Here is a 24,952-nt window from a genome sequence, read left to right as displayed (position 1 = left end):
CTCCCACAGTGGATTTAGGTGGGCCTGGAAACCCAGGTAATAAAAAGCCCCGCCTCTCGAAAGAGGGCGGGGCTTTTTAGTGGCTTGCTTTCGGGGAAGCTTACTCTTCACCCATCTGCGATTGCAGGTAGTTCTCAAGACCGACTTTGTCGATCAGGCCCAATTGGGTTTCCAGCCAGTCGATGTGCTCTTCCTCGGATTCGAGGATGTCTTCCAGCAGTTCACGGCTACCGAAGTCGCCAACGCTTTCGCAGTGGGCGATAGCGGCCTTCAGGTCGGTGTGGCCGGTGCGCTCGATACGCAGGTCGCACTCAAGCATTTCCCGGGTATGTTCGCCGATGTGCAGCTTGCCCAGGTCCTGGACGTTCGGCAGGCCTTCGAGAAACAGGATGCGCTTGATCAGCTTGTCCGCGTGCTTCATCTCGTCGATCGATTCGTGGTACTCGTGCTTGCCCAGCTTGTTCAGGCCCCAATCCTCGTACATGCGTGCATGCAGGAAGTATTGGTTGATCGCGACCAGCTCATTGGCAAGGATCTTGTTGAGATGCTGGATGACTGTAATGTCGCCTTTCATGATGAGGCCTGCCCTGTAATAGCTGTGTATTAGGCAGAGTTTGAGCCGCGCATTTACGAGTGTCAAACCTAAGTTATTGAATAATAAATGAAAATTAATCGGAATAAGAATGTTTGTGTTCCGCGTCTGGAGGCTAAGCATTTGATTTGCAGGCATAAAAAAACCGGACACTGGGTCCGGTTCCTTGAAAATTGTTTATTACGTGCTGTTACGCGGCGCTAAATTCTACCGGGTAGGGGATCGAGGCCTGTGCCGTTTGCACTTTGGCGAGGGTTTCACGAACCACTTCCTTGGCCAGGCAGGCACATTTGCCGCATTGGCTGGCTACGCCGGTGGTCTGGCGGACTTCGCGATAGCTGCAGCAACCTTCGTAGATCGCTTCGCGGATTTGCCCGTCGGTGACGCCAGTGCAGAGGCATACATACATAAGTGAGAACCGTCGCTGGTTGTGACTCAATTGAGACGGATCTTAATGTTAACGAGAATGATTGTCAAAGTGGTTTCTCAAGGTCTTGCGCCTGAGCGTTGCCAGGCTGACGAACGGTTTGTCCAAGACAATTGAGGCTGCATGAAACCGGACGGCGATTTTTCGATGTCACCGAAAAACCGTTGAAGACAGTCCAAATGCGCGGTGTATGATGGTCGGCCCTTGCAAGCGGGTTCGTGTCACAGGGCTGTCGCCTGAGGGTGACAGGCTGGCCCGGACCATGTTTTCACGCTATTACATCAGGAGATACCCAATGAGCGTACTCGTAGGCAAACAAGCCCCAGACTTCACCGTTCCAGCCGTCCTCGGCAACGGCGAAATCGTCGACAGCTTCACCCTGTCCTCGGCCATCAAAGGCAAATACGGCCTGGTGTTCTTCTATCCACTGGACTTCACCTTCGTCTGCCCGTCCGAGCTGATCGCACTGGATCACCGCATGGATGATTTCAAGGCGCGCAACGTCGAAGTGGTCGCTGTTTCGATCGACTCGCACTTCACCCACAACGCCTGGCGCAACACCCCGATCAACAATGGCGGTATCGGTCAGGTGAAATACACCATGGCTGCCGACATGAAGCACGAAATCGCCAAGGCCTATGACGTTGAGTCCGAAGGCGGCGTGGCCTTCCGTGGCGCGTTCCTGATCGACGACAAAGGCGTTGTCCGTTCGCAGATCATCAACGACCTGCCACTGGGCCGTAACATGGAAGAACTGATCCGTCTGGTCGATGCGCTGCAATTCCACGAAGAGCACGGCGAAGTTTGCCCGGCCAACTGGAAAAAAGGCGACAAGGGCATGACCGCTTCGCCTGAAGGCGTTGCCGCTTACCTGGGCGAGCACAGCGACAAGCTGTAAGCGCACCGAGGCATAAAAAAACCGGCCCATGATGGGCCGGTTTTTTTATGGGCGTTTCAAACTTGCCGGCTGAAACACAGGACCTTATGGCGAAGGAATTTATCTGTGAGAGCAAGGCTTGCCCGCGATGGCTGCGATGCGGTCTTCCAAAGACCGAGTCGCCTGTGTCGCGAGCAAGCTTTGCTCCCACGGAGGGCCGCCACAATGGCTCTACTGGTTAGTCGTCGAAATCCTGCCAGCCACCCATCTCTTTCCACCGGTTGACGATGCCGCAGAACAGCTCGGCGGTCTTCTCGGTGTCGTAGCGGGCCGAGTGGGCTTCACGGCCATCGAAATCGATGTCAGCCGCCTGGCACGCCTTGGCCAGGACGGTCTGGCCGTACGCCAGGCCAGCCAGGGTCGCGGTGTCGAAGCTGGAGAACGGGTGGAACGGGTTGCGCTTCATGTCCAGGCGCGCGACGGCGGCGTTGAGGAAGCCCAGGTCGAAGCTGCTGTTGTGGCCGACCAGGATCGCTCGCTTGCAACCGTTGGCCTTGAGCGCCTTGCGCACGCCACGGAAGATGTCGGTCAGGGCCGTTTCTTCGCTGACTGCCATGCGCAACGGGTGATCGAGCTTGATCCCGGTGAACTCCAGGGCCGCCGCTTCGACGTTGGCGCCTTCGAACGGTTCGACACGGAAGAAGTAGGTGTGGTCAGGGAACACAAAGCCTTTTTCGTCCATGCCGATGGTGGTCGCCGCGATTTCCAGCAAGGCGTCGGTGGCGGAGTTGAAACCGCCGGTTTCTACGTCGACGACAACCGGCAGATAGCCACGGAACCGAGCAGCCATGGGGTGACGGGCGCCGCCCGAACCACCGTTGCCGTCCAGTTCGTCGTCGAAATGATCTTCACTCACGCGTTTTCCTCCAGCAGGCGCCAGCGCAGTTTTTCACCGGCGCGCAGCGGGATGACAGCCAGGTCGCCGAAAGGCAGGCTGGCGGGGGCGGTCCACTCATCGCGAACCAGGGTAATACGATCGGTGTTCACCGGCAGGCCATAGAAACGCGGGCCATGCAGGCTGGCGAAACCTTCGAGTTTGTCCAGCGCGTTGCGCTGTTCGAACGCCTCGGCGTACATCTCGATGGCGGCATAGGCGGTGTAGCAGCCGGCGCAACCGCAGGCCGCTTCCTTGGCGTGCTGGGCGTGGGGTGCCGAGTCGGTGCCAAGGAAAAACTTGGCGCTGCCGCTGGTGGCGGCGTCCAGCAAGGCTTCCTGGTGGGTATTGCGCTTGAGGATCGGCAGGCAATAGAAGTGCGGCCGGATCCCGCCCACCAGCATGTGGTTGCGGTTGTACAGCAGGTGATGGGCGGTAATGGTCGCGCCGACGTTGGCCGGTGCCTCGTTGACGAACTGCACGGCATCGCCGGTGGTGATGTGTTCGAACACCACCTTGAGCGTCGGGAAACGCTCCACGACGCGGCGCATGTGCTCGTCGATGAAGATTTTCTCGCGGTCGAACACGTCGACGTCGCCCCGGGTGACTTCACCATGGATCAACAACGGCATGCCGACTTCGGCCATGGCCTCCAGCGCCGGGAAAATCTTGTCGATGCTGGTGACGCCGGAGTCGGAGTTGGTGGTGGCACCGGCCGGGTACAGCTTGGCGGCATGGACGAAGCCGCTGGCCTTGGCCTCGCGGATCTCTTCGGGCTGGGTGCGGTCGGTGAGGTAAAGCACCATCAACGGTTCGAAGCGGCTGCCAGCCGGGCGTGCGGCGAGGATGCGCTGGCGATAGCCGTCGGCCTCGGCGGCGTTGCGCACTGGCGGAACCAGGTTAGGCATGATGATTGCGCGCCCGAAGGTGCGCGCGACATCGGCGACGGTATGGGTCAACACAGCACCATCGCGAAGATGAATATGCCAGTCGTCGGGACGCAGCAGGGTCAGGCGGTCGGACATTGGGGGGCTTCCAGGCGGGTCAAACTGTGGGAATGCTACCGGAAAAGACCGATTCAGGCACCCGCTATCAAGTTCTGCCGCAACTTACCGATAGCTCCTACAGGTGTGCCACGAATCCGTGCAGTGCGCCGGACAGGCGTCATGCCTCCAGCATGCGTCGATCTTTGTATAAAAGTCAGTGGAGCCTCCCGTGCGCCAGCGTTATCTAGCCTTGCTCAGTGTGTTTGCCAGCCTTCCCGCCATGGCGCTCACTTTCCAGACCCGTCTGGAGAGCATTGAGTGGACGGTCGAAGGCGACAAGTTCGAGTGCCGGCTGAGCCAGCCGATCACTGATTTTGGCAGTGGCGAATTCGTGCGCCGGGCGGGCGAACAGGCGACGTTTCGCCTCAAGACCTATAACCCGATGCTTGGTGGCGGTTCGGCAACCTTGCTGGCGGCCGCCGCACCGTGGCAGCCGGGGCGGGGCGATATCAACCTGGGCTCGGTCAGCATCGGCAGCGGCGACGTACTGTTCAACAGCTCCCAGGTCCAGGCTGGCCGCTTGATCAGTGGGCTGATGGAAGGTCGCAGCCCCGTGGTGCGCCGCAACACCGAGGACGGGCGAGTCTCGGAAGTCCGTCTGCTGCCGGTGCGTTTCAGCAAGGCCTTCAACGACTATCAAGGCTGCGTGGCAAAACTGTTGCCAAAGAATTTCGAGCAGGTGAAACAGACACAGATCGGCTTCCCCGGCGAAGCTGCCGAACTCGATGCCCATGCCAAGGCGCAGTTGCAGGTGATGCTCGACTTCATCAAGGCCGACCCCAGCGTCAATCATGTCGAGCTTGACGGCCACTCCGACAACAGCGGCAACCGCCTGACCAACCGTGAGCTGTCACGCCGCCGGGCCCTGGCGGTCCAGGACTTCTTCAAGGCCAATGGCTTCCAGGAGTCGCAGATTACCCTGCGCTTCCACGGCGAGCGTTATCCCCTGGTGCCCAACACCAACGCCGCCAACCGAGCCAAGAACCGTCGCGTAGTCGTGCGCCTGGAGCGCGTGGCGCCGACCGAAGCGCCGGCACCGCAGGCACCCGCCGCGCAGCCCGCGCCCACTGCCGCGCCTGCCAAGGCTCCGGCGCCAACCGCAGCGCCGGCCAAGGCGCCCGCTGGGGCTACGGCACGGACGTCCTGAGTCGATTTTGACCGTCGCACGCTCGACATAATCTGTCGCTTCGTCGTCATAAGCTGTCGCGCCCCTGTAAATTATCCGCGCTGGACGTTAGACTTCCCGGCTTTCCGTACAACCCGTGGAGTGATGGCATGGCGGACGTAAACAAGGTCGTTCTGGCGTATTCCGGCGGCCTGGACACTTCGGTGATCCTCAAGTGGCTGCAGGACACTTATAACTGCGAAGTGGTGACCTTCACCGCTGACCTGGGGCAGGGCGAAGAAGTCGAGCCTGCACGCGCCAAGGCCCAGGCCATGGGCGTCAAAGAGATCTACATCGATGACCTGCGCGAAGAGTTCGTCCGCGACTTCGTGTTCCCGATGTTCCGCGCCAACACCGTTTACGAAGGCGAGTACCTGCTGGGTACCTCCATCGCCCGTCCGTTGATCGCCAAGCGCCTGATCGAAATCGCCAACGAAACCGGTGCCGATGCCATTTCCCATGGCGCCACCGGCAAAGGCAACGACCAGGTGCGTTTCGAACTGGGTGCCTATGCCCTCAAGCCGGGCGTGAAAGTCATTGCCCCGTGGCGTGAATGGGACTTGCTGTCCCGTGAAAAACTGATGGACTACGCCGAGAAGCACGCTATTCCGATCGAGCGCCACGGCAAGAAAAAATCCCCGTACTCGATGGATGCCAACCTGCTGCACATCTCCTATGAAGGCGGCGTGCTGGAAGACACCTGGACCGAGCACGAAGAAGACATGTGGCGCTGGACCGTCTCCCCGGAGAAGGCTCCTGATACCCCGCAATACCTGGAACTGACCTATCGCAACGGCGATATCGTCGCTCTGGACGGCGTTGAGATGAGCCCGGCCACTGTGCTGGCGACCCTGAACCGCATCGGTGGCGAACACGGCATCGGTCGTCTGGACATCGTCGAAAACCGTTATGTGGGCATGAAGTCCCGCGGTTGCTACGAAACCCCAGGCGGCACCATCATGCTGCGCGCCCACCGGGCGATCGAGTCGATCACCCTGGACCGCGAAGTGGCTCACCTCAAAGACGAGTTGATGCCCAAGTACGCCAGCCTGATCTACACCGGCTACTGGTGGAGCCCGGAGCGTCTGATGCTGCAACAGATGATCGACGCCTCCCAGGCTCACGTGAATGGCGTGGTCCGCCTGAAGCTGTACAAGGGCAACGTGATCGTCACCGGGCGCAAGTCCGACGAGTCGCTGTTCGATGCCAACATCGCGACCTTCGAAGAAGACGGCGGTGCCTACAACCAGGCTGACGCGGCTGGCTTCATCAAGCTCAACGCCCTGCGCATGCGCATCGCGGCGAACAAGGGTCGCAAGTTGTTCTGACCCTGTTGACATGAAAGCGGCCTGCCATGAGCAGGCCGTTTTTTTGCCCTTTTTTTGTGTGACCCTTGCTGCGGCGCTGCCCTCGGTCGCTCATTCATCCTGCCCTTGCGTTGCCAGGCCTGCGTTGCTGTAGATGACGTACACGACGATGCTGGCTTGCTTCAAATGTCTTGATCGACGGGGTTCGATCGGGCGTTTCGATTGGCTGCATACGATACAAAGGCTGTCTGGTTCGTGCCTGCGTCGATGAAGACGTATGACCAGCAGTTCTTTGACGTCCTCCGCCCGACGTAGCTGTCGTTTGCGTCGACAGGGCGAATCATCCATGGTCTTTATGAAATGTTTGCTCTTGCGAAAATCCGAAGGCGAATACAAGGAGCGATAATTGAAGTTGAGCGTTATGAAAAAAAGCAGCAATAGATAAAAAGGAAAACTGATCAGGAACCAGAGATAGTATTCACGATCCTGGTCATCCAGAAAGGGCAGGGAAATCGCTGCGGAAGTTTCGGATAAAGTTGCGAATATGGCGATGAGGGTCATGGGGTTGGTTATGGTCTTCAACGGTTTGTTCATGGTTAATGCTCATGGAATACTTGTGCTCGGAGAGTGAGTTGGAAAGTGGCAGTCCATGCCTAATGAAATATAGGCGAAGGCGCAATGGCCGGCCATGTTGAATATTAGGCGTCTGAGTGTGTTTTATATATGAATTTCTCTTCCTTAAGTGAGTGGAAGTCAGTTTTGACAGTAAATAATTCAGTTACTTTCTATGAATAAAGCGCTTTTCAGTGGGCTGCCTGCAGGTGGGTATGGCGGTGAAAGAGCGCATTGTTCATAGGGTTTCGGGATTGTTAAGAACGGCCATTCCTTCTCTTTAAAAAAATCCATGACACATTTTTTTTGCGGCGATTTGTAGGAATATTCTGTATAGCTTGTAGGTTCTGTCTCTCGATGCGAGCGTTCAGGGGGGGGCAGCATGCCAAGGTAGAAATGACTAGGCTATTGTGCGTGCTCTAAAAATTCGAACAGCGAAGTTGGATTTGCCCATGAATAAAGTGCTGATCGTGGATGATCATCCCGTCATTCGTCTTGCTGTACGTTTGCTGATGGAGCGTCATGGTTATGAAGTCGTTGCCGAAACCGATAATGGCGTCGATGCGTTACAGTTTGCTCGCGAACTTATGCCCGATATTGTCATTCTCGATATCGGTATTCCGAAGCTGGACGGATTGGAAGTCATCGCTCGCCTGACGGCCATTCCTTCACCCATGAAAGTGTTGGTGCTGACTTCCCAGGCACCGGGACATTTTTCGATGCGTTGCATGCAGACGGGGGCGGCCGGGTATGTATGCAAGCAACAGGATCTCACCGAGTTACTGAGTGCAATCAAGGCGGTACTTTCCGGTTACAGTTACTTTCCCAACCAGGCATTGCATACGGTGCGGTCGAGTCTGGGTAATGCCAGTGAGTCCGATATGGTCGATCGATTATCGGGGCGGGAAATGATGGTCTTGCAGCAACTGGCGCGCGGAAAGACCAACAAGGAGATCGCCGATGGAATGTTCTTGAGCAACAAGACCGTCAGTACCTACAAGACGCGCCTGTTATTGAAGCTCAATGCCCGTTCGCTGGTCGACCTGATCGAACTGGCGCAGCGCAATGGCTTGGTGTGAGTTTTCGGGTCACGCGTACTCAGTAAAAAGCCTCCATCAGGGAGGCTTTTACGTGTCAGAGGTCAAAGTCATAATCGGCCAGTTGTTTCTGCAGGCGACGCTCTTCCAGCAGGTTATCAATGGTGCGGCGCTTGCTCAGGTTGGTTTTCGCCACTTCCACGACCACAGGTTCGACGTCGTCGGCTTCAGCGGCGATGAATTCGTCTTCTACATCCAGTTGTTCTTTGCCAGCACTCATGGGTTCGACTCCAGGCTAAGACTGCCATTGGCGCTCCTTATATCGATAAACCACGGGCGGGTAAAAAAGATTTTTTCAATCGATGGATCGATAAAAGCAATAGCGTCTCAATCGTCGGAGGTCTTGTGCTTGTATTCGCATAAATCTTCGATTCGGCAGCTGCCGCAGCGAGGCTTGCGCGCCAGGCAAACGTAACGCCCGTGAAGGATGAGCCAGTGATGGGAGTCCAGCAGGAATTCCTTGGGAACAAATTTCATCAATTTCTTCTCGACCTCCACCACGTTTTTGCCGGGGGCCAGCCCGGTGCGGTTGCTGACGCGGAAAATGTGGGTATCGACCGCCATGGTCAACTGCCGAAACGCGGTATTGAGCACGACGTTGGCGGTTTTGCGGCCGACCCCCGGAAGGGCTTCCAGCGCTTCGCGAGTCTGCGGGACTTCACTGCCGTGGCGCTCGATCAGCAGGCGGCAGGTCTCGATCACGTTCTTGGCCTTGCTGTTGAACAGCCCGATGGTCTTGATGTACTCGGACAGTCCTTCGACGCCCAGGGCATAGATGGCCTCCGGCGTATTGGCCACCGGGAACAGTTTGGCCGTGGCTTTGTTGACGCCGACGTCGGTGGACTGGGCTGACAGGATGACCGCGATCAGCAACTCGAACGGCGAGGAATAGGCCAGTTCGGTTTTCGGTTCCGGGTTGTCCTCGTGAAGGCGACGAAATATTTCCAGGCGTTTTGCGGCGTTCATGGGCGCGGCGTTTCCTCAACGGATGAATGGGGTTTGGCGGCCGTCCAGGCCTGTCGAGCCGCCAGCAGCAGCCCGAGCAGAATGAACCCGCCGGGGGCGAGCAAGGCCAGGGGCAGGCCGCTGCCGATCAGCCCACGCACGGCACCGAGGCTGATCATCAAGAGGCCAAACAGCCCGGCCAGCCTGAGGCGTCCGAGCCAGCGGGATTCAACGAAGAAACCCTCATGCTCCAGCGCGACGCAGCTCAGGGCGATCCAGCCAGCGTAAAGGTTCAACGGTCGATACAATTCCAGCACCCAGGCCTGGGCGACAAGGCCAATGCAGGTGGTCAGGGTAGCGGCCAATACGATGGCGGCGAGCAGCCGTTGACAGGCTGTCAGGCGTTGCCGGACAAGCCCCATTGCCAAGCCATGGCTGAAAAGAACCACGGCCCAGGCGAGCCATAACCCCAGCGCGCCAACCAGCGAGTCGCTTGCGCCGACCAATGGGACGAGCAGCAGGCCGTGTGTCAGTCCCCATGGCTTATTCATTGGCTGCCACCCCCATCAACTGGGCCTTGTGCTCGTCGAAGTAACGCAGCGCATCGTGAACAGCCTGGAGCACTGCCCGGGACGTCACTGTCGCGCCTGCCAGTTGATCGAACTGGCCCTGGTCCTTTTTCAAGGCCCAGCCGCTGTCATCAGGCGCCTGGCGTGATTTACCCGTGAAGGTCTGCAACCAGGCGTTCGGCCAGCCGGCAATCGCTGCGCCCAATCCGGGTGTCTCGGATTGACGCAGGGTCTTGACGCCCAGCAACCGGCCCTGTGGATCGATGGCGACCAGCAATTCGATGCTGCCTTCATAGCCCAGCGCCTGGCTACGCAGCAGCACGGCGCTGGGTTGGCCGCCGCGAGTCGCCAGGTAGCCGCCCAACAGCGTGCTATGGGCCAGGGGCACCGAGGCTGTGACAACGGGCTGCGTCAACGGCTGGTTATCATAGTGGTCGGTGGGCAGCACCTCGAGCAAGGCCCTGTTCGCCAGTGCTTGCTGCTGGGTCTCGATACGCCCGGCGGTGCCGAGGTGCGTGAGGTAAGTGGCACCGATACCCAGGCCGATCAACAAGGTCAGGATTGCCACGCCGAGGGGATTGTTCATGTCAGCGGCCGCCGTTGTCGCGCCTCGGCAAACCGCTCCAGTGCCGGCACGCCGAGGTTCATCAGCAACACCGCGAACGCCACGCCGTCGGGGTAGCCACCCCAGGTGCGTATCAGATAGACCAGCAGTCCCATGCCCGCGCCAAACAGCAGGCGGGCGAGAGGGGCCTTGGCACCCGAGACCGGTTCGGTCGCGATAAAAAACGCGCCGAGCATGGTTGCGCCGCTGAACAGATGAAACAGCGGCGAGCCATGGGAGTCGGAACCCGAACCGTTCCAGCACAGCAGGCTGACGGCGGACAGGCTCACCAGCATGCCCACGGGTGCATGCCAACTGAACACCCGTTGCTGCAGCAGAAACAGACCGCCCGCCAGGAAGGCCAGGTTGACCCATTCGACACCCCGGCCACCGAAACGCCCGAACGCAGGATCGTTGGCGAACAGTTCATCGACGGTCAGACTCGTGTTGATTCGCAGGCTGTCCAGTGCGGTCGCCCCGGCCCAGGCATCGGGCGCCGGATGAGCGCCGAATACCTGCTGCAAGCCTTCAGACAGGCCCATGCCGTGGAGCGCCGGCCAGTGACTCATCTGGGAAGGAAACGCCACCAGTACCAGGGCGTACCCGAGCATTGCCGGGTTGAACGGGTTGCTGCCGACGCCGCCCCACAGGTGCTTGCCCAACAGCAAGGCGCAGGCGGCCGCCGTGACGGTCAGCCACCAGGGGCAATAGGCCGGCAAGGCCAGGGCCAGCAGCGTGGCACTGACCAGCGCACTGCCATCGTTCAGGTCGGGCTTGAGTGGCCGGCGTCGCAAGCGCAGCACCAACGCTTCGACCGCCAGCGCAGTGGCGCCGGACAACAGCAGGTTGAGCGCCACGCCCCAGCCATGGAACCACAGCAACGCCAGCACGCCGGGCAGCGTCGCCAGCAACACTCGCGTCATCGCCTGGCGCAGCCGTTCGTCCGCTGGCTCAAGAGGCGGCATGGGCGTCCACCTGGCGTTCGGCATCCTTCACCGCGTGTTCCAATGCCTGCAGTTGTTCATCCGATGCCGTAGCTGCGCGGGCTTTGCTGAGTTCGGCGCGGCGCATCGCCAGTTGGATCTTGGCTCGCTTCAGCTCGGCGTTTTGCGTCGGTGCAGGGGCTGGCGCGGCCGCGGGTGCGGGTGCGGCATTTTCCAGTTGGCTCAGGGCCTGTTCGGCCGCTTCGAACTGGCGTTGCAGCACGATCAGTTGCGATTGCTGCTCAAAGGTTGGCGGGTGGCCGAACGCTTTCAAGGATTTGTTCAGCTGTGCCCGGCTCATGGCCAGGTCGACCTTGGCTTTTTTCAAGGCTGCATCGGCCGTGGCGGCTTTTTGCGCGCGAACGCGCTCCAGTGCGGCTTGTACGGGATCGAGTGCCGGGTCCTGGGTTTGCGCCTGGGCCTGGGCCGCCCGTTGGGTTCGAGCCAGGCGTTCGGCCTGGCGCTGTTCTTCTTCGCGGCGCAGGCGCGCATTGCGTTGTTCGAAGCGGCGCCGGGCATGATTGCGCTTGGCGGTTCGCGCCAGTTGTTCTTCGACGCTGAAGGCCAGGCCGCCGACGATCGGCAGCACGTTTGCCGTCGGCAGCGGGTGCATTTCAATGCAATCGACCGGGCAGGGCGCCACGCACAGATCGCAGCCTGTGCATTCGTCGATGAGGATGGTGTGCATCAGCTTGGCGGCGCCGACAATCGCGTCCACCGGACAGGCCTGGATGCACTTGGTGCAACCGATGCATTCGGCTTCACGGATAAAGGCGACTTGCGCCGGGGCCACGCCGCGGCTGGTGTCCAGCTCCACCACCGGTATTTTCATCAGCTCGGCCAGGGCGGCGATGGTTTCGCGCCCCCCGGGCGGACATTTGTTTATCGGCTCGCCCTGGGCGATGCCTTCGGCGTAGGGCTTGCACCCGGGGTGGCCGCACTTGCCGCATTGGGTCTGCGGCAGCAGGGCGTCGATACGTTGAATCAGGCTCATGTTTTGACCAGCCCGCGCAATCCGAGAAAGGCCACCGCCATCAGTCCGGCGCTGATCAACTGAATCGGCAGGCCCCGAAAGGGCAGGGGAATATCGTTATTGAAGGTGCGCTGGCGCAGATCGTCGAACAGGCTCAGCACCAGCCAGAACCCCAGTCCGGCACCCAGGCTCAGGGCGATGGCGTAGCCCAGGTCTCGGTCATGCTGGCCGTTGAGCAGCGTGACGCCAAGTATGCCGGCATTGCCGAGCAACAGCGGCCACAACCCCTCGAACGGCATTGTCGGCCGCCAGCGGGCCAGCAGGCGCAGCAAGGGGCCGATCAGCAATACGCTCAAGGACAGCCAGGCCAACAGGCGCAGCGAGACCAGGTTGGTCGGCACCAGCAGCCCATGATCGATCAGGTAGCCCAGGGTGCCGACGATCAGCATCAGGCATGCCGTCGCCAGGCCCAGGGCGTGTACCTGCTTCCTGCCGTTGACCGCCAGCAGCGGATCGACGCCCAGCGGCCAGTGCAACACCAGGTTGTTGATCAGGGCAGCGCTGAACAGCGTGAGGACGATTTCGGTCATGGGTGTGTTGGCGACAAAGGGCCTGTTACAAGATTAGGCATTATCCGGCACGCCGGGGGCGTGGGCCAGATATGAAAATCCCACAGCCACCTGCAAGGCGACTGTGGGATCGGTGCAGCAAGCGGTTGCGTTACTTGATCCGCTGGCCCGGCTTGGCGCCGCTGTCAGGGCTCAACAGGTAGATTTCCTCGCCGCCGGGGCCTGCCGCCATCACCATGCCTTCGGAGATGCCAAAGCGCATTTTGCGCGGCTTGAGATTGGCGATCATCATCGTCAACCGGCCTTCGAGCTTGGCCGGGTCCGGGTAGGCACTCTTGATGCCGGAGAACACGTTGCGTTGCTCGTCGCCAATGTCCAGGGTCAGGCGCAGCAGCTTGTCGGCGCCTTCGACGGCCTCGGCCTTGACGATCAGCGCCACGCGCAGGTCAACGGCGGCAAAGGCGTCGAAGTCGATTTCCGGCGACAGCGGGTCCTTGGCCAGTTCGCCGTTCCCGGCAGGCGCGCCGGTGTCGGTCTGGCTGGCGGCCAGGTCTTCCTTGGAGGCGTCGGTCATGGCTTGCACCTTGGTCGCGTCGATACGGGTCATCAACGGCTTGAACGCGTTCAACTGATGGTTGCTCAGCAGCGTCTGGTGATCGTTCCAGGTCAGTGGCGCGACGTTGAGGAACGCCTCGGCATCGGCAGCCAGCAGCGGCAGCACCGGCTTGAGGAAAATCACCAGTTGGCGGAACAGGTTGATGCCCAGGGCGCAGATTGCCTGGACTTCGTCCTGCTTGCCTTCCTGCTTGGCCAGGGACCAGGGCGCCTTGTCGGCGATCCAGGCATTGGCGCGGTCGGCCAGGGCCATGATTTCGCGCATGGCACGGGCGAAGTCGCGGGACTCGTAGGCGTCGGCGATGCTTGGCGCGGCCGCCAGGAAGGCATCGGTCAGTTCCGGCGCGGCATTGCCGGCGACCAGGACCCCGGCGTTGCCCTTGTGGATGAACCCGGCGCAACGGCTGGCAATGTTGACGACCTTGCCCACCAAGTCGGAGTTGACCTTCTGCACGAAGTCTTCGAGGTTCAGGTCCAGGTCGTCGACGCCGCGGCCGAGCTTGGCCGCGTAGTAGTAGCGCAGGTATTCCGGGGACAGGTGGTCCAGGTAGGTCCGCGCCTTGATGAAGGTGCCGCGGGACTTGGACATTTTCTGGCCGTTGACGGTCAGGTAGCCGTGGACGTTGATGCCGGTCGGCTTGCGGAAGCCGGCGCCTTCGAGCATGGCGGGCCAGAACAGCGCGTGGAAGTTCACGATGTCCTTGCCGATGAAGTGATACAGCTCGGCGGTGGAATCCTTGCCCCAGAACGCGTCGAAGTCCAGCTCCGGCGTGCGGTTGCAGAGGTTCTTGAAACTCGCCATGTAACCGATCGGTGCGTCCAGCCAGACGTAGAAATACTTGCCGGGCTCGTCGGGGATCTCGAAGCCGAAGTACGGCGCATCGCGGGAAATGTCCCATTGCTGCAGGCCGGCATCGAGCCATTCGGCGATCTTGTTGGCGACGGCGTCCTGCAGGGTGCCACTGCGGGTCCAGGCTTGCAGCATCTGCTGGAAGTCCGGCAGCTTGAAGAAGAAGTGCTGGGAGTCCTTGAGCACCGGCGTTGCCCCGGAAATCGCCGATTTCGGGTCTTTCAGGTCGGTCGGTGCGTAGGTGGCGCCGCATTTTTCGCAGTTATCGCCGTACTGGTCTTCAGTGCCGCATTTCGGGCAGGTGCCCTTGATGAAGCGGTCGGCCAGGAACATTTTCTTTTCCGGGTCGAAATACTGGGTGATCGAACGGGTGGCGATGTGCCCGGCGTCACGCAGTTTCAGGTAGATCTGGCTCGACAGCTCACGGTTTTCTTCGGCGTGAGTGGAGTGGAAGTTGTCGAAGTCCACCAGGAACTCGGCAAAGTCGGCGCTGTGTTCAGCCTGGACGTTGGCGATCAGTTGTTCCGGGGTGATGCCTTCCTTTTCTGCGCGCAGCATGATGGCCGAACCGTGGGCGTCGTCGGCGCAGACATAAATGCATTGGTTGCCGCGATGCTTCTGGAAGCGCACCCACATATCGGTCTGGATGTACTCCAGCATATGGCCGAGGTGAATCGAACCATTGGCATAGGGCAGGGCGCTGGTGACGAGGATCTTGCGTGGCTCGGACATGGGGCTCGGCTACTTGATGAAACGGAGGTCGGCCACTATAAAGCGCTGGCGGCTTTTTTTCACCCTTCGGGGCTGTTTATGGATGCATTGCCGGGAGCGGCGCAAGGATCAAGCCAGGCACAACTTGCGGCGAGGGGATTGTGGGAGCAAAGCTTGCTCGCGAAACAGGCGCCTCGATTTCTGAAAGACCGCATCGACCGCATCGCGGGCAAGCCTTGCTCCCACACAGCGGGAGCATTCGTCGCCTTTAATCGGGTCGCCACAAAAGCATGCGCGGCGTAGGATAGCGGCCTGTTTTCAAGTCTTGCTATCGGAGTTGCCCATGAGCGCCGTCAATCGCGCAGCGGTGGAAGCCGTCCTTCGCCAGTACACCGACCCCTACCTGAACCAGGACCCGGTCAGCGCCGGATGCGTGCGCGCCATCGACATCCAGGGCGATCGCGTCAGTGTCCAGCTGGAAATCGGCTACGCCGCCGACCTGTTCAAGAGCGGCTGGGCGCAGATGCTGCAAATGGCGATCGAGGCCCTGGACGGGGTGAGCGCCGCCAAAGTCGACATCACCAGTGTGATCGCCGCTCACAAGGCCCAGGCGCAGGTGCCGGGGCTGGCGAACGTCAAGAACGTGATCGCCGTGGCCTCGGGCAAGGGCGGCGTGGGCAAGTCCACCACCGCGGCCAACCTGGCCCTGGCCCTGGCCCGTGAAGGGGCGAAGGTCGGGATTCTCGATGCAGACATCTACGGCCCGAGCCAAGGCATCATGTTCGGTGTTGCCGAAGGCACCCGGCCGCAGGTCAAGGACCAGAAGTGGTTCGTGCCGATCCAGTCCCATGGCGTGGAAGTCATGTCCATGGCCTTCCTGACCGACGACAACACGCCGATGGTCTGGCGCGGGCCGATGGTTTCCGGTGCCTTGCTGCAACTGGTCACGCAAACCGCGTGGGGTGACCTGGATTACCTGGTGATCGACATGCCTCCGGGCACCGGCGATATCCAGCTGACCCTGGCGCAGAAAGTCCCGGTGGCCGGTGCGGTGATCGTCACCACGCCTCAAGACCTGGCCTTGCTGGACGCGCGCAAGGGCGTGGAGATGTTCCGCAAGGTCAACATCCCGGTACTGGGCGTGGTGGAGAACATGGCCGTGCACATCTGCTCGAACTGCGGGCATGCCGAGCACCTGTTCGGCGAAGGTGGCGGGGAAAAACTGGCGACCCAGTACGGCGTCGAATTGCTGGCTTCGCTGCCGCTGTCGATGCTGATCCGCGAACAGGCCGACGGCGGCAAGCCGACGGTCATCGCCGAACCGGACAGCCAGATCGCCATGGTCTATCAGGAACTGGCCCGCCACGTGGGCGCGCGGATCGTGTTGCAGGAAGCGGCCATGCCGGCGATGCCGAACATCACTGTCAGCGACGATTGATCAGCTGAAATGCAATCTAATGTGGGGAGCAAGCCTGTAGGGGGCAAAGCCTGTGGGAGCATAGCTTGCTCGCGATGACGGCGTCACACCCAACATCTCTGTTGGCTTTAAAACCGCTATCGCGAGCAAGCTATGCTCCCACAGGCTTTGCCCCCCACAGGCTCGCTCCCACAGGGGTTATGTGGTGCTTTTAGATGCGCAACCCGCCATCCATCTCCAGGATCCGACCGGTGTAGTAGTCGTTCTCGAAGATATACGCCGCCGAATGAGCAATCTCCTCAGGCTTGCCCATACGCTTGAGCGGAATCCCCGAGGTCATTTTTTCCAGGGCCTCGGGCTTCATGCCCAGGGTCATCTCGGTTTCAATGAAACCCGGTGCGATGCCAGCGACACGGATGCCGTAGCGTGCCAGTTCCTTGGCCCAGGTCACGGTGGCGGCGGCCACACCAGCCTTGGCGGCCGAGTAGTTGGTCTGGCCGACGTTGCCGGCGCGGGAGATCGACGAGATATTGATGATGGCGCCGCTGTTCTTCAGCTCGACCATTTTCGCCGCCACTTCACGGGTGCACAGGAATACACCGGTGAGGTTGACGTCGATCACGGCCTGCCACTGGGCCAGGCTCATCTTGGTCATTTCGCCGTCCTTGACCTTGAGCAGCAGGCCGTCGCGCAGGATCCCGGCGTTGTTGATCAGGCCGTGGATCGCGCCGAAGTCCTCGGCGACCCGGGCGACCATGTCGCTGACCTGCTCCTCATTGGCCACGTTGCACAGATACGCCCGGGCCTCGACGCCCTTGGCTACACACGCGGCAACCGCCTGGTCGAGTTTTTCCTGGTTGAGGTCCACCAGGGCGAGCTTCGCGCCTTTGCCCGCGAGATACTCGGCCATGGAGCGGCCCAGACCCTGGCAACCGCCGGTGATAATGATTACTTTGTCAGTGAGTTGCATGCTCATGTCCAGGTGGCGCAGCGGTGAAGGGGGAGACTTTTTGGGACGTCTCTCGATTTGCGACGGTGTAGCCCGGTTGCACACGAGAACTGTCCTATCGGTGTGTCGGAACATTACTCCAGTCGCCTGACCGTTTTCTAGACGGATTTTATTAAAGGAGTCATAAATTGAGCGTTGAAGCTGCCAAGCATGCCCGGGAACTGCTGCTCAAGGAGTACCGTGGAGTGCTCTCCACTCATTCCAAATCCATGCCCGGCTTTCCGTTCGGCTCCGTGGTGCCCTATTGCCTGGACGAACAAGGTCGGCCACTGATCCTGATCAGCCGTATCGCCCAGCACACCCACAATCTGCAGAAAGACCCCAAGTGTTCGATGCTGGTGGGCGAGCGGGGCGCCGAGGATGTGCAGGCCGTGGGGCGCCTGACCTACCTGGCCGAGGCCCGCAAACTCGAAGACAGCGCCGCCATCGAGGCTGCCGCCGAGCGTTACTACCGCTATTTCCCTGACTCGCAGAACTACCATAAGGCCCATGATTTCGACTTCTGGGTGCTCGAGCCGGTGCGCCATCGCTACATCGGCGGCTTTGGCGCCATCCACTGGATCGACCAGCTCACCCTGGCCAATCCCTTCGCTGGCAAAGCCGAAGCCAGCATGGTCGAGCACATGAATGCCGATCACGCCAAGGCCATCGCCCATTACGTGGAATTGACCGGCCTGCCGAAAAGCGAACCGGCACAACTGGCGGGTATCGACAGCGAGGGCATGCACTTGCGTATTGGCCAGGGCCTGCACTGGCTGGGGTTTCCAACGCCTTGCAACACCCCGACACAAGTGCGCGAAGCCTTGGTTTATCTGGCTCACGCCGAGCAATGGCCGAAAAATGCCGAGGTCGACGCTTGAATTCACGAAAGGGCGACGTCATTTAGGGTTTCATAGCAAGGTATTCTTGCGTTGAGGAACCATTTGATGCGCCCTTTTTTATTGCTCTTTCTGCTGTTCCCGGTGTTGGAGCTGTTCATATTCGTCAAGGTCAGCGGTGCGATCGGGTTTTTCCCGGCCCTGCTGCTGGTCATTCTCGGCTCGATGCTCGGCGTGTTCGTGCTGCGTATCGCCGGCCTCGCCACGGCATTGCGTGCCCGTGAAAGCCTGAACCGCGGCGAGCTGCCCGCCCAGACCATGCTCGAAGGCCTGATGCTGGCCCTGGGTGGCGGTCTGTTGATCCTGCCAGGCTTTATCAGCGACGTGTTGGGCCTGGTCATGCTGTTGCCGTTCACCCGTAGGCTGCTGGCCAATAAAATGCGCCAGCGCGCCGAAGAGCAGGCGATTCGTCAGCGCGCTTTCGCCGATGACCTCCAGCCCCGTGGCGGTCCGGCTCCGCGAGAGCCTGTGGGCCGCGAGCCCAACGTGATCGAAGGCGAGTTCGAACACCGCGACTCCAAGTAAAACCATCAGCACGGCGCCTTCGGGCGCCGTGCTCGTTTTGGTGGCATGGAGTAAAAAATTTTCTGTCCCCACCCTTGTAATCCACTTGTGCGCCCTTATGTAACGGTCACCGCAAGGTTTCCGGTGGTGACACCGGACAGACTTCCGCGGTTCGACTGACGAACCGCACCCGGCTCCGCCGGCTTTGTTAAACCCGCCGGGACTACACCGGCCGATGAAAACCAAAAATTAGGAGAGATCGACAATGAAGCTTCGTCCTCTGCATGACCGCGTCGTCATCCGTCGCAGCGAAGAAGAGAAGAAAACCGCTGGCGGTATCGTCCTGCCAGGTTCGGCTGCTGAAAAAGCCAACCACGGTGAAGTTCTCGCTGTAGGCCCAGGCAAGGCACTGGAAAACGGTGAAGTACGTGCGCTGGCCGTGAAAGTGGGTGACAAGGTTGTGTTCGGCCCTTACTCCGGCAGCAACACAGTGAAAGTCGACGGCGAAGACCTGCTGGTAATGAGCGAGAACGAAATCCTCGCTGTCCTCGAAGGCTGATTCCCCCGCCCATTTTCCCGTTACTACAAAGTATTTAAGGAATATCGATCATGGCTGCTAAAGAAGTTAAATTCGGCGATTCCGCCCGCAAGAAAATGCTCGCCGGTGTCAACGTCCTGGCTGACGCAGTAAAAGCGACCCTCGGCCCGAAAGGCCGTAACGTGATCATCGAGAAGAGCTTCGGCGCTCCGACCATCACCAAGGACGGCGTTTCCGTAGCCAAAGAAATCGAGCTGAAAGACCGCTTCGAAAACATGGGCGCGCAACTGGTCAAAGACGTTGCCTCTCGTGCCAACGATGACGCCGGCGACGGCACCACCACCGCTACCGTCCTGGCTCAATCGATCGTCAACGAAGGCCTGAAAGCCGTCGCTGCCGGCATGAACCCTATGGACCTCAAGCGCGGCATCGACAAGGCGACCATCGCCATTGTCAAAGAGCTCAAAGCCCTGTCCAAGCCATGCGCTGACACCAAGGCAATCGCTCAGGTCGGCACCATCTCCGCCAACTCCGACAACTCCATCGGCGACATCATTGCCGAAGCCATGGAAAAAGTCGGTAAAGAAGGCGTGATCACCGTTGAAGAAGGCTCGGGCCTGGAAAACGAACTGTCGGTTGTAGAAGGCATGCAGTTCGACCGTGGCTACCTGTCCCCGTACTTCGTCAACAAGCCAGAGACCATGACTGCCGAGCTCGACGGTCCGCTGATCCTGCTGGTCGACAAGAAGATCTCCAACATCCGCGAAATGCTGCCAGTGCTGGAAGCCGTTGCCAAAGCCGGCCGCCCACTGCTGATCGTGGCTGAAGACGTTGAAGGCGAAGCCCTGGCGACCCTGGTTGTGAACAACATGCGCGGCATCGTTAAAGTCGCAGCCGTCAAGGCTCCAGGCTTCGGCGACCGTCGCAAGGCCATGCTGCAGGACATCGCCGTACTGACCGGCGGTACCGTTATCTCCGAAGAGATCGGCCTGAGCCTGGAAAGCACCACCCTGGAGCACCTGGGTAACGCCAAGCGCGTGATCCTGTCCAAGGAAAACACCACCGTGATCGACGGTGCCGGCGTCGAGACTGACATCCAGGCTCGCGTTCTGCAGATCCGTCAGCAAGTGGCCGACACTTCGTCCGACTACGACCGTGAAAAACTGCAAGAGCGCCTGGCCAAGCTGTCCGGCGGCGTTGCAGTGATCAAGGTTGGCGCCGGTTCCGAAGTTGAAATGAAAGAGAAGAAAGCCCGCGTTGAAGACGCCCTGCACGCTACCCGTGCAGCCGTCGAAGAAGGCGTGGTACCTGGCGGCGGCGTGGCACTGGTTCGCGCTCTGCAGGCTATCTCCGAGCTGAAAGGCGACAACGATGACCAGAACGTGGGCATCCAGTTGCTGCGTCGCGCTGTAGAAGCCCCGCTGCGCCAGATTGTTGCCAACTCCGGCGACGAGCCAAGCGTTGTGGTCGACAAGGTCAAGCAGGGTACGGGTAACTACGGTTACAACGCTGCTACCGGCGAATACGGCGACATGATCGAAATGGGTATCCTGGACCCAGCCAAAGTGACTCGTTCGGCTCTGCAAGCGGCTTCGTCGATTGCCAGCCTGATGATCACCACCGAGGCGATGATCGCTGAAATCAAGGAAGACGCTCCAGCTGGCGGCGGTATGCCAGACATGGGCGGCATGGGTGGCATGGGCGGCATGATGTAAGCCAGCCTTACCCCTGTAGCGAAAAACCCCGCCTGCGAAAGCAGGCGGGGTTTTTTATTGCCTTGGGTTTATCCCGGCATTGAGCTGGACCCAGCTGTCTTTGTGGGAGCAAAGCTTGCTCGCGATTGCGGTGGGTCAGCTTGCCGGGATGCTGAAGCTGCCATTGCGATCGCGAGCAAGCTTTACTCCCACAGGGTTTGTCCGGGGCGTTGTCAGGCGTTGGAAGGCTGGCTCAACGCCACGCGATCGGTCATGACGGCCGGTCGGTACAGGATGTAGTAGTAGCACCCCAGGCTGATCAGCCAACAGAACACTGCGGTCCACACGTTGTGGGAAAAGAAGTGCGCTCCTTGCATCATCCGCCCCAGGGAGAACACCGTTCCCAACGTGAAGGCGAATATCAAGGCCTGGCGGGCCAGGCGTGGGCGACGGTCGCGCAGGACGAAGAACAGCGCAAACAAGGTGAACCCGGTGGCGGCGTGACCGCCGGGCCAGCATCGACCTGGTTTGTCCGTGGCCGGGCGCGGGCTGAGCAGTTCGCTATAGGTTTCCTTGCCGCCGAATTCCTTCAGGCTCCAGGGGCATTGCACTGCCGTCACCGCTTTCATCGGCGTGACGAAGGACGTCGCCAGTGCCAGGGACAGCACCAGGCAGCCCAATTCCCGCTTGAACGGTTTGAGCCGGGTGATGAAGAACGAGCTGATGAATCCCAGGATCGCCAGCACGGAGAACACGATGACCGCCTCTTTGGCTCGATCGTGCAGGATGTCTTCCAGGAAAAAGCTGTGCCGACCGATGAATCCACCCGCCATCGGGTCGTAAAACAGCTTGGCCACGTCCATGTCCAGCGTAGTCAATTCCAGCAACACCAGCGTCGCTGCGACAACGGCGGGCAGGCCCAGGGCAACCCAGAAATTCAGGGGCCTGGAAGCGGGGCGGATGGCGGTGGAAACCATGGCAGTACCTTTGATGGAGATTTTCGTAAGCAGCGCGTTGCGCAGTCTGGTCCGCATTGCGTCGGGACGGTGTGAATGTTGGGTGAAAAACTCGTCAATGCCCACACAGTCCTGTTCCTGGGCTCACCGGATCTTTGTGGGAGCGAGCTTGCTCGCGATCGCGTCGGAACATCCAACATTGATGGGGCTGATCCACCGCTATCGCCAGCAAGCTCGCTCCCACAGCCGATACAATCCTAGCCGTCAGCCAAACTTGGCCGTAAGCTGCGCGGGCCAGATGGCTGTTAACTGTGTACACAGAGGTGCCCATGCGAATTCTATTGGTCGAAGACAACCGCGATATCCTGGCCAACCTGGCCGATTACCTGGGGCTCAAGGGTTACACCGTCGATTGCGCCCAGGACGGTTTGTCGGGATTGCACCTGGCCGCGACCGAACACTACGACCTGATCGTGCTCGACATCATGCTGCCGGGCATCGACGGCTACACCTTGTGCAAGCGCCTGCGCGAAGACGCCCGGCTCGATACGCCGGTGATCATGCTGACCGCCCGGGACCAGTTGGACGACCGGCTGCAGGGCTTCAAGTCCGGGGCCGATGACTACTTGATCAAACCGTTTGCCCTGTCGGAACTGGCGGCGCGGATCGAAGCTGTCATGCGTCGGTCCCAGGGTGGTGGCCGCCGTGCCTTGCAGGTCGGCGACCTGAGCTACGACCTCGATACCCTGGAAGTGACGCGTGAAGGCAAGCTGCTCAAGCTCAACCCCGTAGGCCTCAAGCTGCTGGCGGTATTGATGCAGAAAAGCCCTCACGTGCTGCGCCGCGAAATCCTCGAAGAAGCGTTGTGGGGCGATGATTGTCCGGACAGCGACAGCCTGCGCAGCCACGTCCATCAACTGCGCCAAGTGATCGACAAGCCGTTCGACAAGCCGTTGTTGCACACGGTACACGGCGTCGGCTATCGCTTGGCCGAGGGCCGCGATGGAGTTTAAGCAGAGCCTCGCCCAACGGATCATCATCGCCTTTGCGCTGATGAGCGCATTGGTGGCTGGCGCTTTCGCCATGGGCATCGTGGCGACGGTCCACCTGGTCGAAGAAAAACTGATCTCCGCCGGGCTTGGCGGCGATCTGCAGCGCTTGCTGTTGATGGACAGTGTCTCGGACTGGCACCATCGCCCGGAACCCGACCAGTTGTTTTATTTCAGCGGTGGCCCAGGTGACTTCGAGTTGCCCAAGGACCTGCGCCATCTGGAGCGTGGTTTTCACGAAGTGTTTCGCGAGCAGTTGTCGTATCACGCCATGGTCGAGATCGTTGATGGCCGGCATTACGTGTTGCTGCAGGACCAGAGCGACTTCGAGGAGCGCGAGCGGGTGCTGTTCGCCGTGGTGCTGGTGGGCTTTGTGCTCAGCCTGGCGCTGGCGGTATTTTTGGGCTGGGTCCTGGCACGCCGAGTGATGGCTCCGGTGGTTCGCCTGGCCCGGCAAGTGCGCCATCGCGACCAGCTCCTGGGCCTGGCTCCGCCGCTGGCCCCGGATTATGCCGCCGATGAAGTGGGTGAACTGGCCGTGGCGTTCGACGCAACACTGGGGCGCTTGCGCCAGGCCCTGACCCGTGAACGATTGTTCACCAGCGACGTGAGCCATGAATTGCGCACACCGTTGATGGTCTTGGCGACCTCCTGCGAATTGCTTCTGGAAAACCCGGCACTGGATCTGCGTGGTCGCACCCAGGTCGAGCGCATCAACAGGGCCAGTGAAGAGATGCGCGAACTGGTGCAGACCTTCCTGATGCTTGCCAGGGCACAGCGCGACGACAACGGCATGTCGCCTCGGTCGAACCTTGCACAGGTGGCCGAAAATCTCCTCGGATTGTGGCGCGACCCCATCGAATCCAAAGGCCTGACGCTGATCTTCGAACCAGGACAAACCCTCGACACCCTGTATAACGCCACTTTCCTGACTGCCGTCATGGGCAACCTGTTGCGAAATGCCTTGCACTACACCGACCAGGGGTTCATCCGTCTCTCGTTGTCTGCGACCGGCTTCGTGGTCGAGGACAGTGGCGTGGGCATCCCGGAGGAGAAGCGCGAGGCGATGTTCGAGCCATTCGTGCGCGGCAACGAAAAGCGCGGCGAGGGGCTGGGGTTGGGGCTGTCACTGGTGCAACGGATTTGCGAGAACCAGGGCTGGACGGTGAGTCTCAGCACGATGGAGCCCAACGGTTGCCGTTTCGAGGTGGAGTTGAACCCGAAGGTATGATCGCTTAGGTTGGAAAAATCCTGTAATGATTCGGTCATGTACATGACAAACTTTTCACAAAGTGACGACCTGACCCTGACATATCAATTCATAAGGTGGGGGCTATTCAGACATGGAGGCCCCCATCAATGCCCGACCCTATCAAACTCGATTTTTCCGAGAAATACGACGAGCAGCACGCCAAGAAGTATTTTCATAAGCATCGAGGCAGCTTGAGTCGCCGTCTTTCCAACCTAAGAGACCAGCAACTGGCCCGCCGGGCATTGGCGCTCGTGGGTGATCCAGGCCTGGTATTGGATTTGCCGTGCGGTGCCGGGCGATTCTGGTCCTTGTTGGCCGAAAAACCGAACCGGGTCATCATCGGCGCGGACAATTCCGAGGCCATGCTCAAGACCGCAATGGAGGCTCAACCGGCCGATGTGGTGAAACGGGTACAACCCTTGCAGACTTCTGCGTTCGACATCGCCTTGCCTGATAACGCCGTCGATAGCATTTTTTGCATGCGCCTGTTGCACCACATCGGTGAACCCGCGCATCGACTGGCGATTCTTAGGGAATTCCAGCGTGTCAGCCGCGACAGCGTGATCGTTTCGTTATGGGTTGATGGCAATTTCAAGGCCTGGAAACGCAAGCGCCAGGAGCGCACTCGTGGGCAAAAAGACTACCAGAATCGATTTGTGTTACCGGTTGCTACAGTAGAGGAGGAGTTTCGGCAGGCAGGGTTTCGTATTCAGGAACGACTGGATTTTCTACCGCTCTATGCCATGTGGCGAGTTTATGTATTACGCAAGAGGTAAAGG

Annotated in this window: 27 protein-coding genes; 12 read left to right on the top strand and 15 right to left on the bottom strand. The window is 60.0% G+C overall.

Annotation, left to right across the window (positions count from 1 at the left end; genetic code table 11):
- Positions 1-100: 100 nt before the first annotated feature.
- Positions 101-574 (bottom strand): bacterioferritin, encoded by a 474-nt coding sequence (bfr, locus tag F7R20_RS08815; protein ID WP_003204954.1) that lies wholly within the window; start codon positions 572-574, stop codon positions 101-103.
- A gap of 208 nt (positions 575-782) precedes the next feature.
- The gene (locus F7R20_RS08810; RefSeq protein ID WP_003204952.1) at positions 783-1,001 is read right to left on the bottom strand and encodes a bacterioferritin-associated ferredoxin; all 219 of its coding nucleotides are present in this window, start codon (positions 999-1,001) and stop codon (positions 783-785) included.
- A 313-nt stretch (positions 1,002-1,314) separates the two neighbouring features.
- Between F7R20_RS08810 and F7R20_RS08805 the strand changes: the two genes are divergently transcribed.
- A complete protein-coding gene (locus tag F7R20_RS08805) occupies positions 1,315-1,917 on the top strand; it encodes a peroxiredoxin (RefSeq protein WP_003204949.1) in 603 nt (200 codons plus the stop codon).
- Positions 1,918-2,134: 217 nt separating this feature from the next.
- Here the strand turns inward: F7R20_RS08805 and rnt are convergent, their stop codons facing one another.
- Together rnt and pyrC are read right to left on the bottom strand one after the other, a co-directional pair.
- Positions 2,135-2,812: a ribonuclease T gene (gene rnt / locus F7R20_RS08800; protein ID WP_003204947.1), complete on the bottom strand. Its 678-nt coding sequence runs from the start codon at positions 2,810-2,812 to the stop codon at positions 2,135-2,137.
- Positions 2,809-3,855, bottom strand: coding sequence for a dihydroorotase (pyrC, locus tag F7R20_RS08795; protein ID WP_003204946.1), 1,047 nt, complete (start codon positions 3,853-3,855; stop codon positions 2,809-2,811). The genes rnt and pyrC overlap by 4 nt, the downstream gene beginning before the upstream one ends.
- 190 nt (positions 3,856-4,045) lie before the next feature.
- Between pyrC and F7R20_RS08790 the strand changes: the two genes are divergently transcribed.
- Positions 4,046-5,023: a flagellar protein MotY gene (locus F7R20_RS08790; RefSeq protein ID WP_003204944.1), complete on the top strand. Its 978-nt coding sequence runs from the start codon at positions 4,046-4,048 to the stop codon at positions 5,021-5,023.
- Between the two features lie 128 nt (positions 5,024-5,151).
- Entirely contained in the window at positions 5,152-6,369 is a 1,218-nt protein-coding gene (locus F7R20_RS08785; RefSeq protein ID WP_003204943.1) for an argininosuccinate synthase, read from the top strand.
- 90 nt (positions 6,370-6,459) lie between these two features.
- On the opposite strand, the gene F7R20_RS31900 is transcribed toward F7R20_RS08785, so the two are convergent.
- The gene (locus F7R20_RS31900) at positions 6,460-6,942 is read right to left on the bottom strand and encodes a hypothetical protein (protein ID WP_003204941.1); all 483 of its coding nucleotides are present in this window, start codon (positions 6,940-6,942) and stop codon (positions 6,460-6,462) included.
- A 470-nt stretch (positions 6,943-7,412) separates the two neighbouring features.
- On the opposite strand from F7R20_RS31900, the gene F7R20_RS08775 reads away from it, so the two are divergent.
- Positions 7,413-8,039: a response regulator transcription factor gene (locus F7R20_RS08775; RefSeq protein ID WP_003204939.1), complete on the top strand. Its 627-nt coding sequence runs from the start codon at positions 7,413-7,415 to the stop codon at positions 8,037-8,039.
- Positions 8,040-8,094: 55 nt separating this feature from the next.
- Here the strand turns inward: F7R20_RS08775 and F7R20_RS08770 are convergent, their stop codons facing one another.
- From F7R20_RS08770 to metG, 8 genes are all read right to left on the bottom strand, one after another.
- Positions 8,095-8,277, bottom strand: a complete 183-nt coding sequence (locus F7R20_RS08770) for a PA3496 family putative envelope integrity protein (protein ID WP_003204937.1) — start codon at positions 8,275-8,277, stop codon at positions 8,095-8,097.
- A gap of 107 nt (positions 8,278-8,384) precedes the next feature.
- Positions 8,385-9,023, bottom strand: a complete 639-nt coding sequence (gene nth, locus F7R20_RS08765) for an endonuclease III (protein WP_003204935.1) — start codon at positions 9,021-9,023, stop codon at positions 8,385-8,387.
- Positions 9,020-9,553, bottom strand: coding sequence for an Rnf-Nqr domain containing protein (locus F7R20_RS08760; protein ID WP_003204933.1), 534 nt, complete (start codon positions 9,551-9,553; stop codon positions 9,020-9,022). The genes nth and F7R20_RS08760 overlap by 4 nt, the downstream gene beginning before the upstream one ends.
- Positions 9,546-10,157 (bottom strand): RnfABCDGE type electron transport complex subunit G, encoded by a 612-nt coding sequence (locus F7R20_RS08755; RefSeq protein ID WP_003204931.1) that lies wholly within the window; start codon positions 10,155-10,157, stop codon positions 9,546-9,548. The genes F7R20_RS08760 and F7R20_RS08755 overlap by 8 nt, the downstream gene beginning before the upstream one ends.
- Complete coding sequence (locus F7R20_RS08750) at positions 10,154-11,140, bottom strand: RnfABCDGE type electron transport complex subunit D (RefSeq protein WP_003204928.1); 987 nt, start codon at positions 11,138-11,140, stop codon at positions 10,154-10,156. Before F7R20_RS08750 ends, F7R20_RS08755 begins: the two co-directional genes overlap by 4 nt.
- Positions 11,127-12,152, bottom strand: coding sequence for an electron transport complex subunit RsxB (rsxB, locus tag F7R20_RS08745; protein ID WP_003204926.1), 1,026 nt, complete (start codon positions 12,150-12,152; stop codon positions 11,127-11,129). Before rsxB ends, F7R20_RS08750 begins: the two co-directional genes overlap by 14 nt.
- Positions 12,149-12,721, bottom strand: coding sequence for an Rnf-Nqr domain containing protein (locus F7R20_RS08740; RefSeq protein ID WP_003204924.1), 573 nt, complete (start codon positions 12,719-12,721; stop codon positions 12,149-12,151). Before F7R20_RS08740 ends, rsxB begins: the two co-directional genes overlap by 4 nt.
- Positions 12,722-12,851: 130 nt before the next feature.
- Positions 12,852-14,897 carry a methionine--tRNA ligase gene (metG, locus tag F7R20_RS08735; protein WP_003204922.1) on the bottom strand — a complete coding sequence of 682 codons (2,046 nt, stop codon included), beginning with the start codon at positions 14,895-14,897 and terminating at the stop codon, positions 12,852-12,854.
- A gap of 322 nt (positions 14,898-15,219) precedes the next feature.
- Here metG and apbC point away from each other — a divergent pair, with 322 nt between their 5' ends.
- On the top strand, positions 15,220-16,314 hold the full coding sequence (apbC, locus tag F7R20_RS08730; RefSeq protein WP_003204921.1) for an iron-sulfur cluster carrier protein ApbC: 1,095 nt from the start codon (positions 15,220-15,222) through the stop codon (positions 16,312-16,314).
- Positions 16,315-16,504: 190 nt separating this feature from the next.
- On the opposite strand, the gene F7R20_RS08725 is transcribed toward apbC, so the two are convergent.
- A complete protein-coding gene (locus F7R20_RS08725) occupies positions 16,505-17,263 on the bottom strand; it encodes an SDR family oxidoreductase (RefSeq protein ID WP_003204919.1) in 759 nt (252 codons plus the stop codon).
- A gap of 167 nt (positions 17,264-17,430) precedes the next feature.
- On the opposite strand from F7R20_RS08725, the gene F7R20_RS08720 reads away from it, so the two are divergent.
- The 4 genes from F7R20_RS08720 to groL all read left to right on the top strand — a co-directional run bounded on the left by F7R20_RS08720 (position 17,431) and on the right by groL (position 20,937).
- On the top strand, positions 17,431-18,162 hold the full coding sequence (locus tag F7R20_RS08720; protein ID WP_003204917.1) for a HugZ family pyridoxamine 5'-phosphate oxidase: 732 nt from the start codon (positions 17,431-17,433) through the stop codon (positions 18,160-18,162).
- 66 nt (positions 18,163-18,228) lie between these two features.
- Positions 18,229-18,705 carry an FxsA family protein gene (locus tag F7R20_RS08715; protein WP_003204915.1) on the top strand — a complete coding sequence of 159 codons (477 nt, stop codon included), beginning with the start codon at positions 18,229-18,231 and terminating at the stop codon, positions 18,703-18,705.
- A gap of 244 nt (positions 18,706-18,949) precedes the next feature.
- Positions 18,950-19,243 (top strand): co-chaperone GroES, encoded by a 294-nt coding sequence (locus F7R20_RS08710; RefSeq protein ID WP_003204913.1) that lies wholly within the window; start codon positions 18,950-18,952, stop codon positions 19,241-19,243.
- A gap of 50 nt (positions 19,244-19,293) precedes the next feature.
- Positions 19,294-20,937, top strand: a complete 1,644-nt coding sequence (gene groL / locus F7R20_RS08705) for a chaperonin GroEL (protein WP_003204912.1) — start codon at positions 19,294-19,296, stop codon at positions 20,935-20,937.
- 212 nt (positions 20,938-21,149) lie between these two features.
- Here groL and F7R20_RS08700 read toward each other — a convergent pair whose 3' ends face one another.
- On the bottom strand, positions 21,150-21,893 hold the full coding sequence (locus F7R20_RS08700) for a phosphatase PAP2 family protein (RefSeq protein WP_003204910.1): 744 nt from the start codon (positions 21,891-21,893) through the stop codon (positions 21,150-21,152).
- A gap of 308 nt (positions 21,894-22,201) precedes the next feature.
- On the opposite strand from F7R20_RS08700, the gene colR reads away from it, so the two are divergent.
- The 3 genes from colR (at position 22,202) to F7R20_RS08685 (ending at position 24,949) form a co-directional block, all read left to right on the top strand.
- Positions 22,202-22,885, top strand: a complete 684-nt coding sequence (colR, locus tag F7R20_RS08695) for a two-component system response regulator ColR (RefSeq protein ID WP_003204909.1) — start codon at positions 22,202-22,204, stop codon at positions 22,883-22,885.
- A complete protein-coding gene (locus F7R20_RS08690; protein WP_003204907.1) occupies positions 22,875-24,152 on the top strand; it encodes a sensor histidine kinase in 1,278 nt (425 codons plus the stop codon). Before colR ends, F7R20_RS08690 begins: the two co-directional genes overlap by 11 nt.
- A 128-nt stretch (positions 24,153-24,280) precedes the next feature.
- Entirely contained in the window at positions 24,281-24,949 is a 669-nt protein-coding gene (locus tag F7R20_RS08685) for a class I SAM-dependent methyltransferase (RefSeq protein WP_003204905.1), read from the top strand.
- The last annotated feature ends 3 nt before the right edge of the window (positions 24,950-24,952 follow it).

The organism is Pseudomonas brassicacearum subsp. brassicacearum (assembly GCF_008801605.1).
GTDB classification, from domain to species: Bacteria; Pseudomonadota; Gammaproteobacteria; order Pseudomonadales; family Pseudomonadaceae; genus Aquipseudomonas; species Aquipseudomonas brassicacearum.
Note: the sequence above shows the minus strand (reverse complement) of the source record. Positions and strands in the feature narration are given on the sequence as shown.

Bases quoted from the DNA above. Each gene is read 5' to 3' on its own strand.
- F7R20_RS08710 (WP_003204913.1), top strand. From the start codon at position 18,950: ATGAAGCTTCGTCCTCTGCATGACCGCGTCGTCATCCGTCGCAGCGAA.
- F7R20_RS08690 (WP_003204907.1), top strand. From the start codon at position 22,875: ATGGAGTTTAAGCAGAGCCTCGCCCAACGGATCATCATCGCCTTTGCG.
- F7R20_RS31900 (WP_003204941.1), bottom strand. From the start codon at position 6,942: ATGAACAAACCGTTGAAGACCATAACCAACCCCATGACCCTCATCGCC.
- metG (WP_003204922.1), bottom strand. From the start codon at position 14,897: ATGTCCGAGCCACGCAAGATCCTCGTCACCAGCGCCCTGCCCTATGCC.
- F7R20_RS08760 (WP_003204933.1), bottom strand. From the start codon at position 9,553: ATGAATAAGCCATGGGGACTGACACACGGCCTGCTGCTCGTCCCATTG.
- F7R20_RS08750 (WP_003204928.1), bottom strand. From the start codon at position 11,140: ATGCCGCCTCTTGAGCCAGCGGACGAACGGCTGCGCCAGGCGATGACG.
- F7R20_RS08810 (WP_003204952.1), bottom strand. From the start codon at position 1,001: ATGTATGTATGCCTCTGCACTGGCGTCACCGACGGGCAAATCCGCGAA.
- bfr (WP_003204954.1), bottom strand. From the start codon at position 574: ATGAAAGGCGACATTACAGTCATCCAGCATCTCAACAAGATCCTTGCC.
- F7R20_RS08715 (WP_003204915.1), top strand. From the start codon at position 18,229: ATGCGCCCTTTTTTATTGCTCTTTCTGCTGTTCCCGGTGTTGGAGCTG.
- pyrC (WP_003204946.1), bottom strand. From the start codon at position 3,855: ATGTCCGACCGCCTGACCCTGCTGCGTCCCGACGACTGGCATATTCAT.
- nth (WP_003204935.1), bottom strand. From the start codon at position 9,023: ATGAACGCCGCAAAACGCCTGGAAATATTTCGTCGCCTTCACGAGGAC.
- F7R20_RS08740 (WP_003204924.1), bottom strand. From the start codon at position 12,721: ATGACCGAAATCGTCCTCACGCTGTTCAGCGCTGCCCTGATCAACAAC.
- F7R20_RS08725 (WP_003204919.1), bottom strand. From the start codon at position 17,263: ATGCAACTCACTGACAAAGTAATCATTATCACCGGCGGTTGCCAGGGT.
- F7R20_RS08700 (WP_003204910.1), bottom strand. From the start codon at position 21,893: ATGGTTTCCACCGCCATCCGCCCCGCTTCCAGGCCCCTGAATTTCTGG.
- F7R20_RS08770 (WP_003204937.1), bottom strand. From the start codon at position 8,277: ATGAGTGCTGGCAAAGAACAACTGGATGTAGAAGACGAATTCATCGCC.
- groL (WP_003204912.1), top strand. From the start codon at position 19,294: ATGGCTGCTAAAGAAGTTAAATTCGGCGATTCCGCCCGCAAGAAAATG.
- F7R20_RS08755 (WP_003204931.1), bottom strand. From the start codon at position 10,157: ATGAACAATCCCCTCGGCGTGGCAATCCTGACCTTGTTGATCGGCCTG.
- apbC (WP_003204921.1), top strand. From the start codon at position 15,220: ATGAGCGCCGTCAATCGCGCAGCGGTGGAAGCCGTCCTTCGCCAGTAC.
- rsxB (WP_003204926.1), bottom strand. From the start codon at position 12,152: ATGAGCCTGATTCAACGTATCGACGCCCTGCTGCCGCAGACCCAATGC.
- F7R20_RS08785 (WP_003204943.1), top strand. From the start codon at position 5,152: ATGGCGGACGTAAACAAGGTCGTTCTGGCGTATTCCGGCGGCCTGGAC.
- F7R20_RS08805 (WP_003204949.1), top strand. From the start codon at position 1,315: ATGAGCGTACTCGTAGGCAAACAAGCCCCAGACTTCACCGTTCCAGCC.
- F7R20_RS08685 (WP_003204905.1), top strand. From the start codon at position 24,281: ATGCCCGACCCTATCAAACTCGATTTTTCCGAGAAATACGACGAGCAG.
- colR (WP_003204909.1), top strand. From the start codon at position 22,202: ATGCGAATTCTATTGGTCGAAGACAACCGCGATATCCTGGCCAACCTG.
- F7R20_RS08775 (WP_003204939.1), top strand. From the start codon at position 7,413: ATGAATAAAGTGCTGATCGTGGATGATCATCCCGTCATTCGTCTTGCT.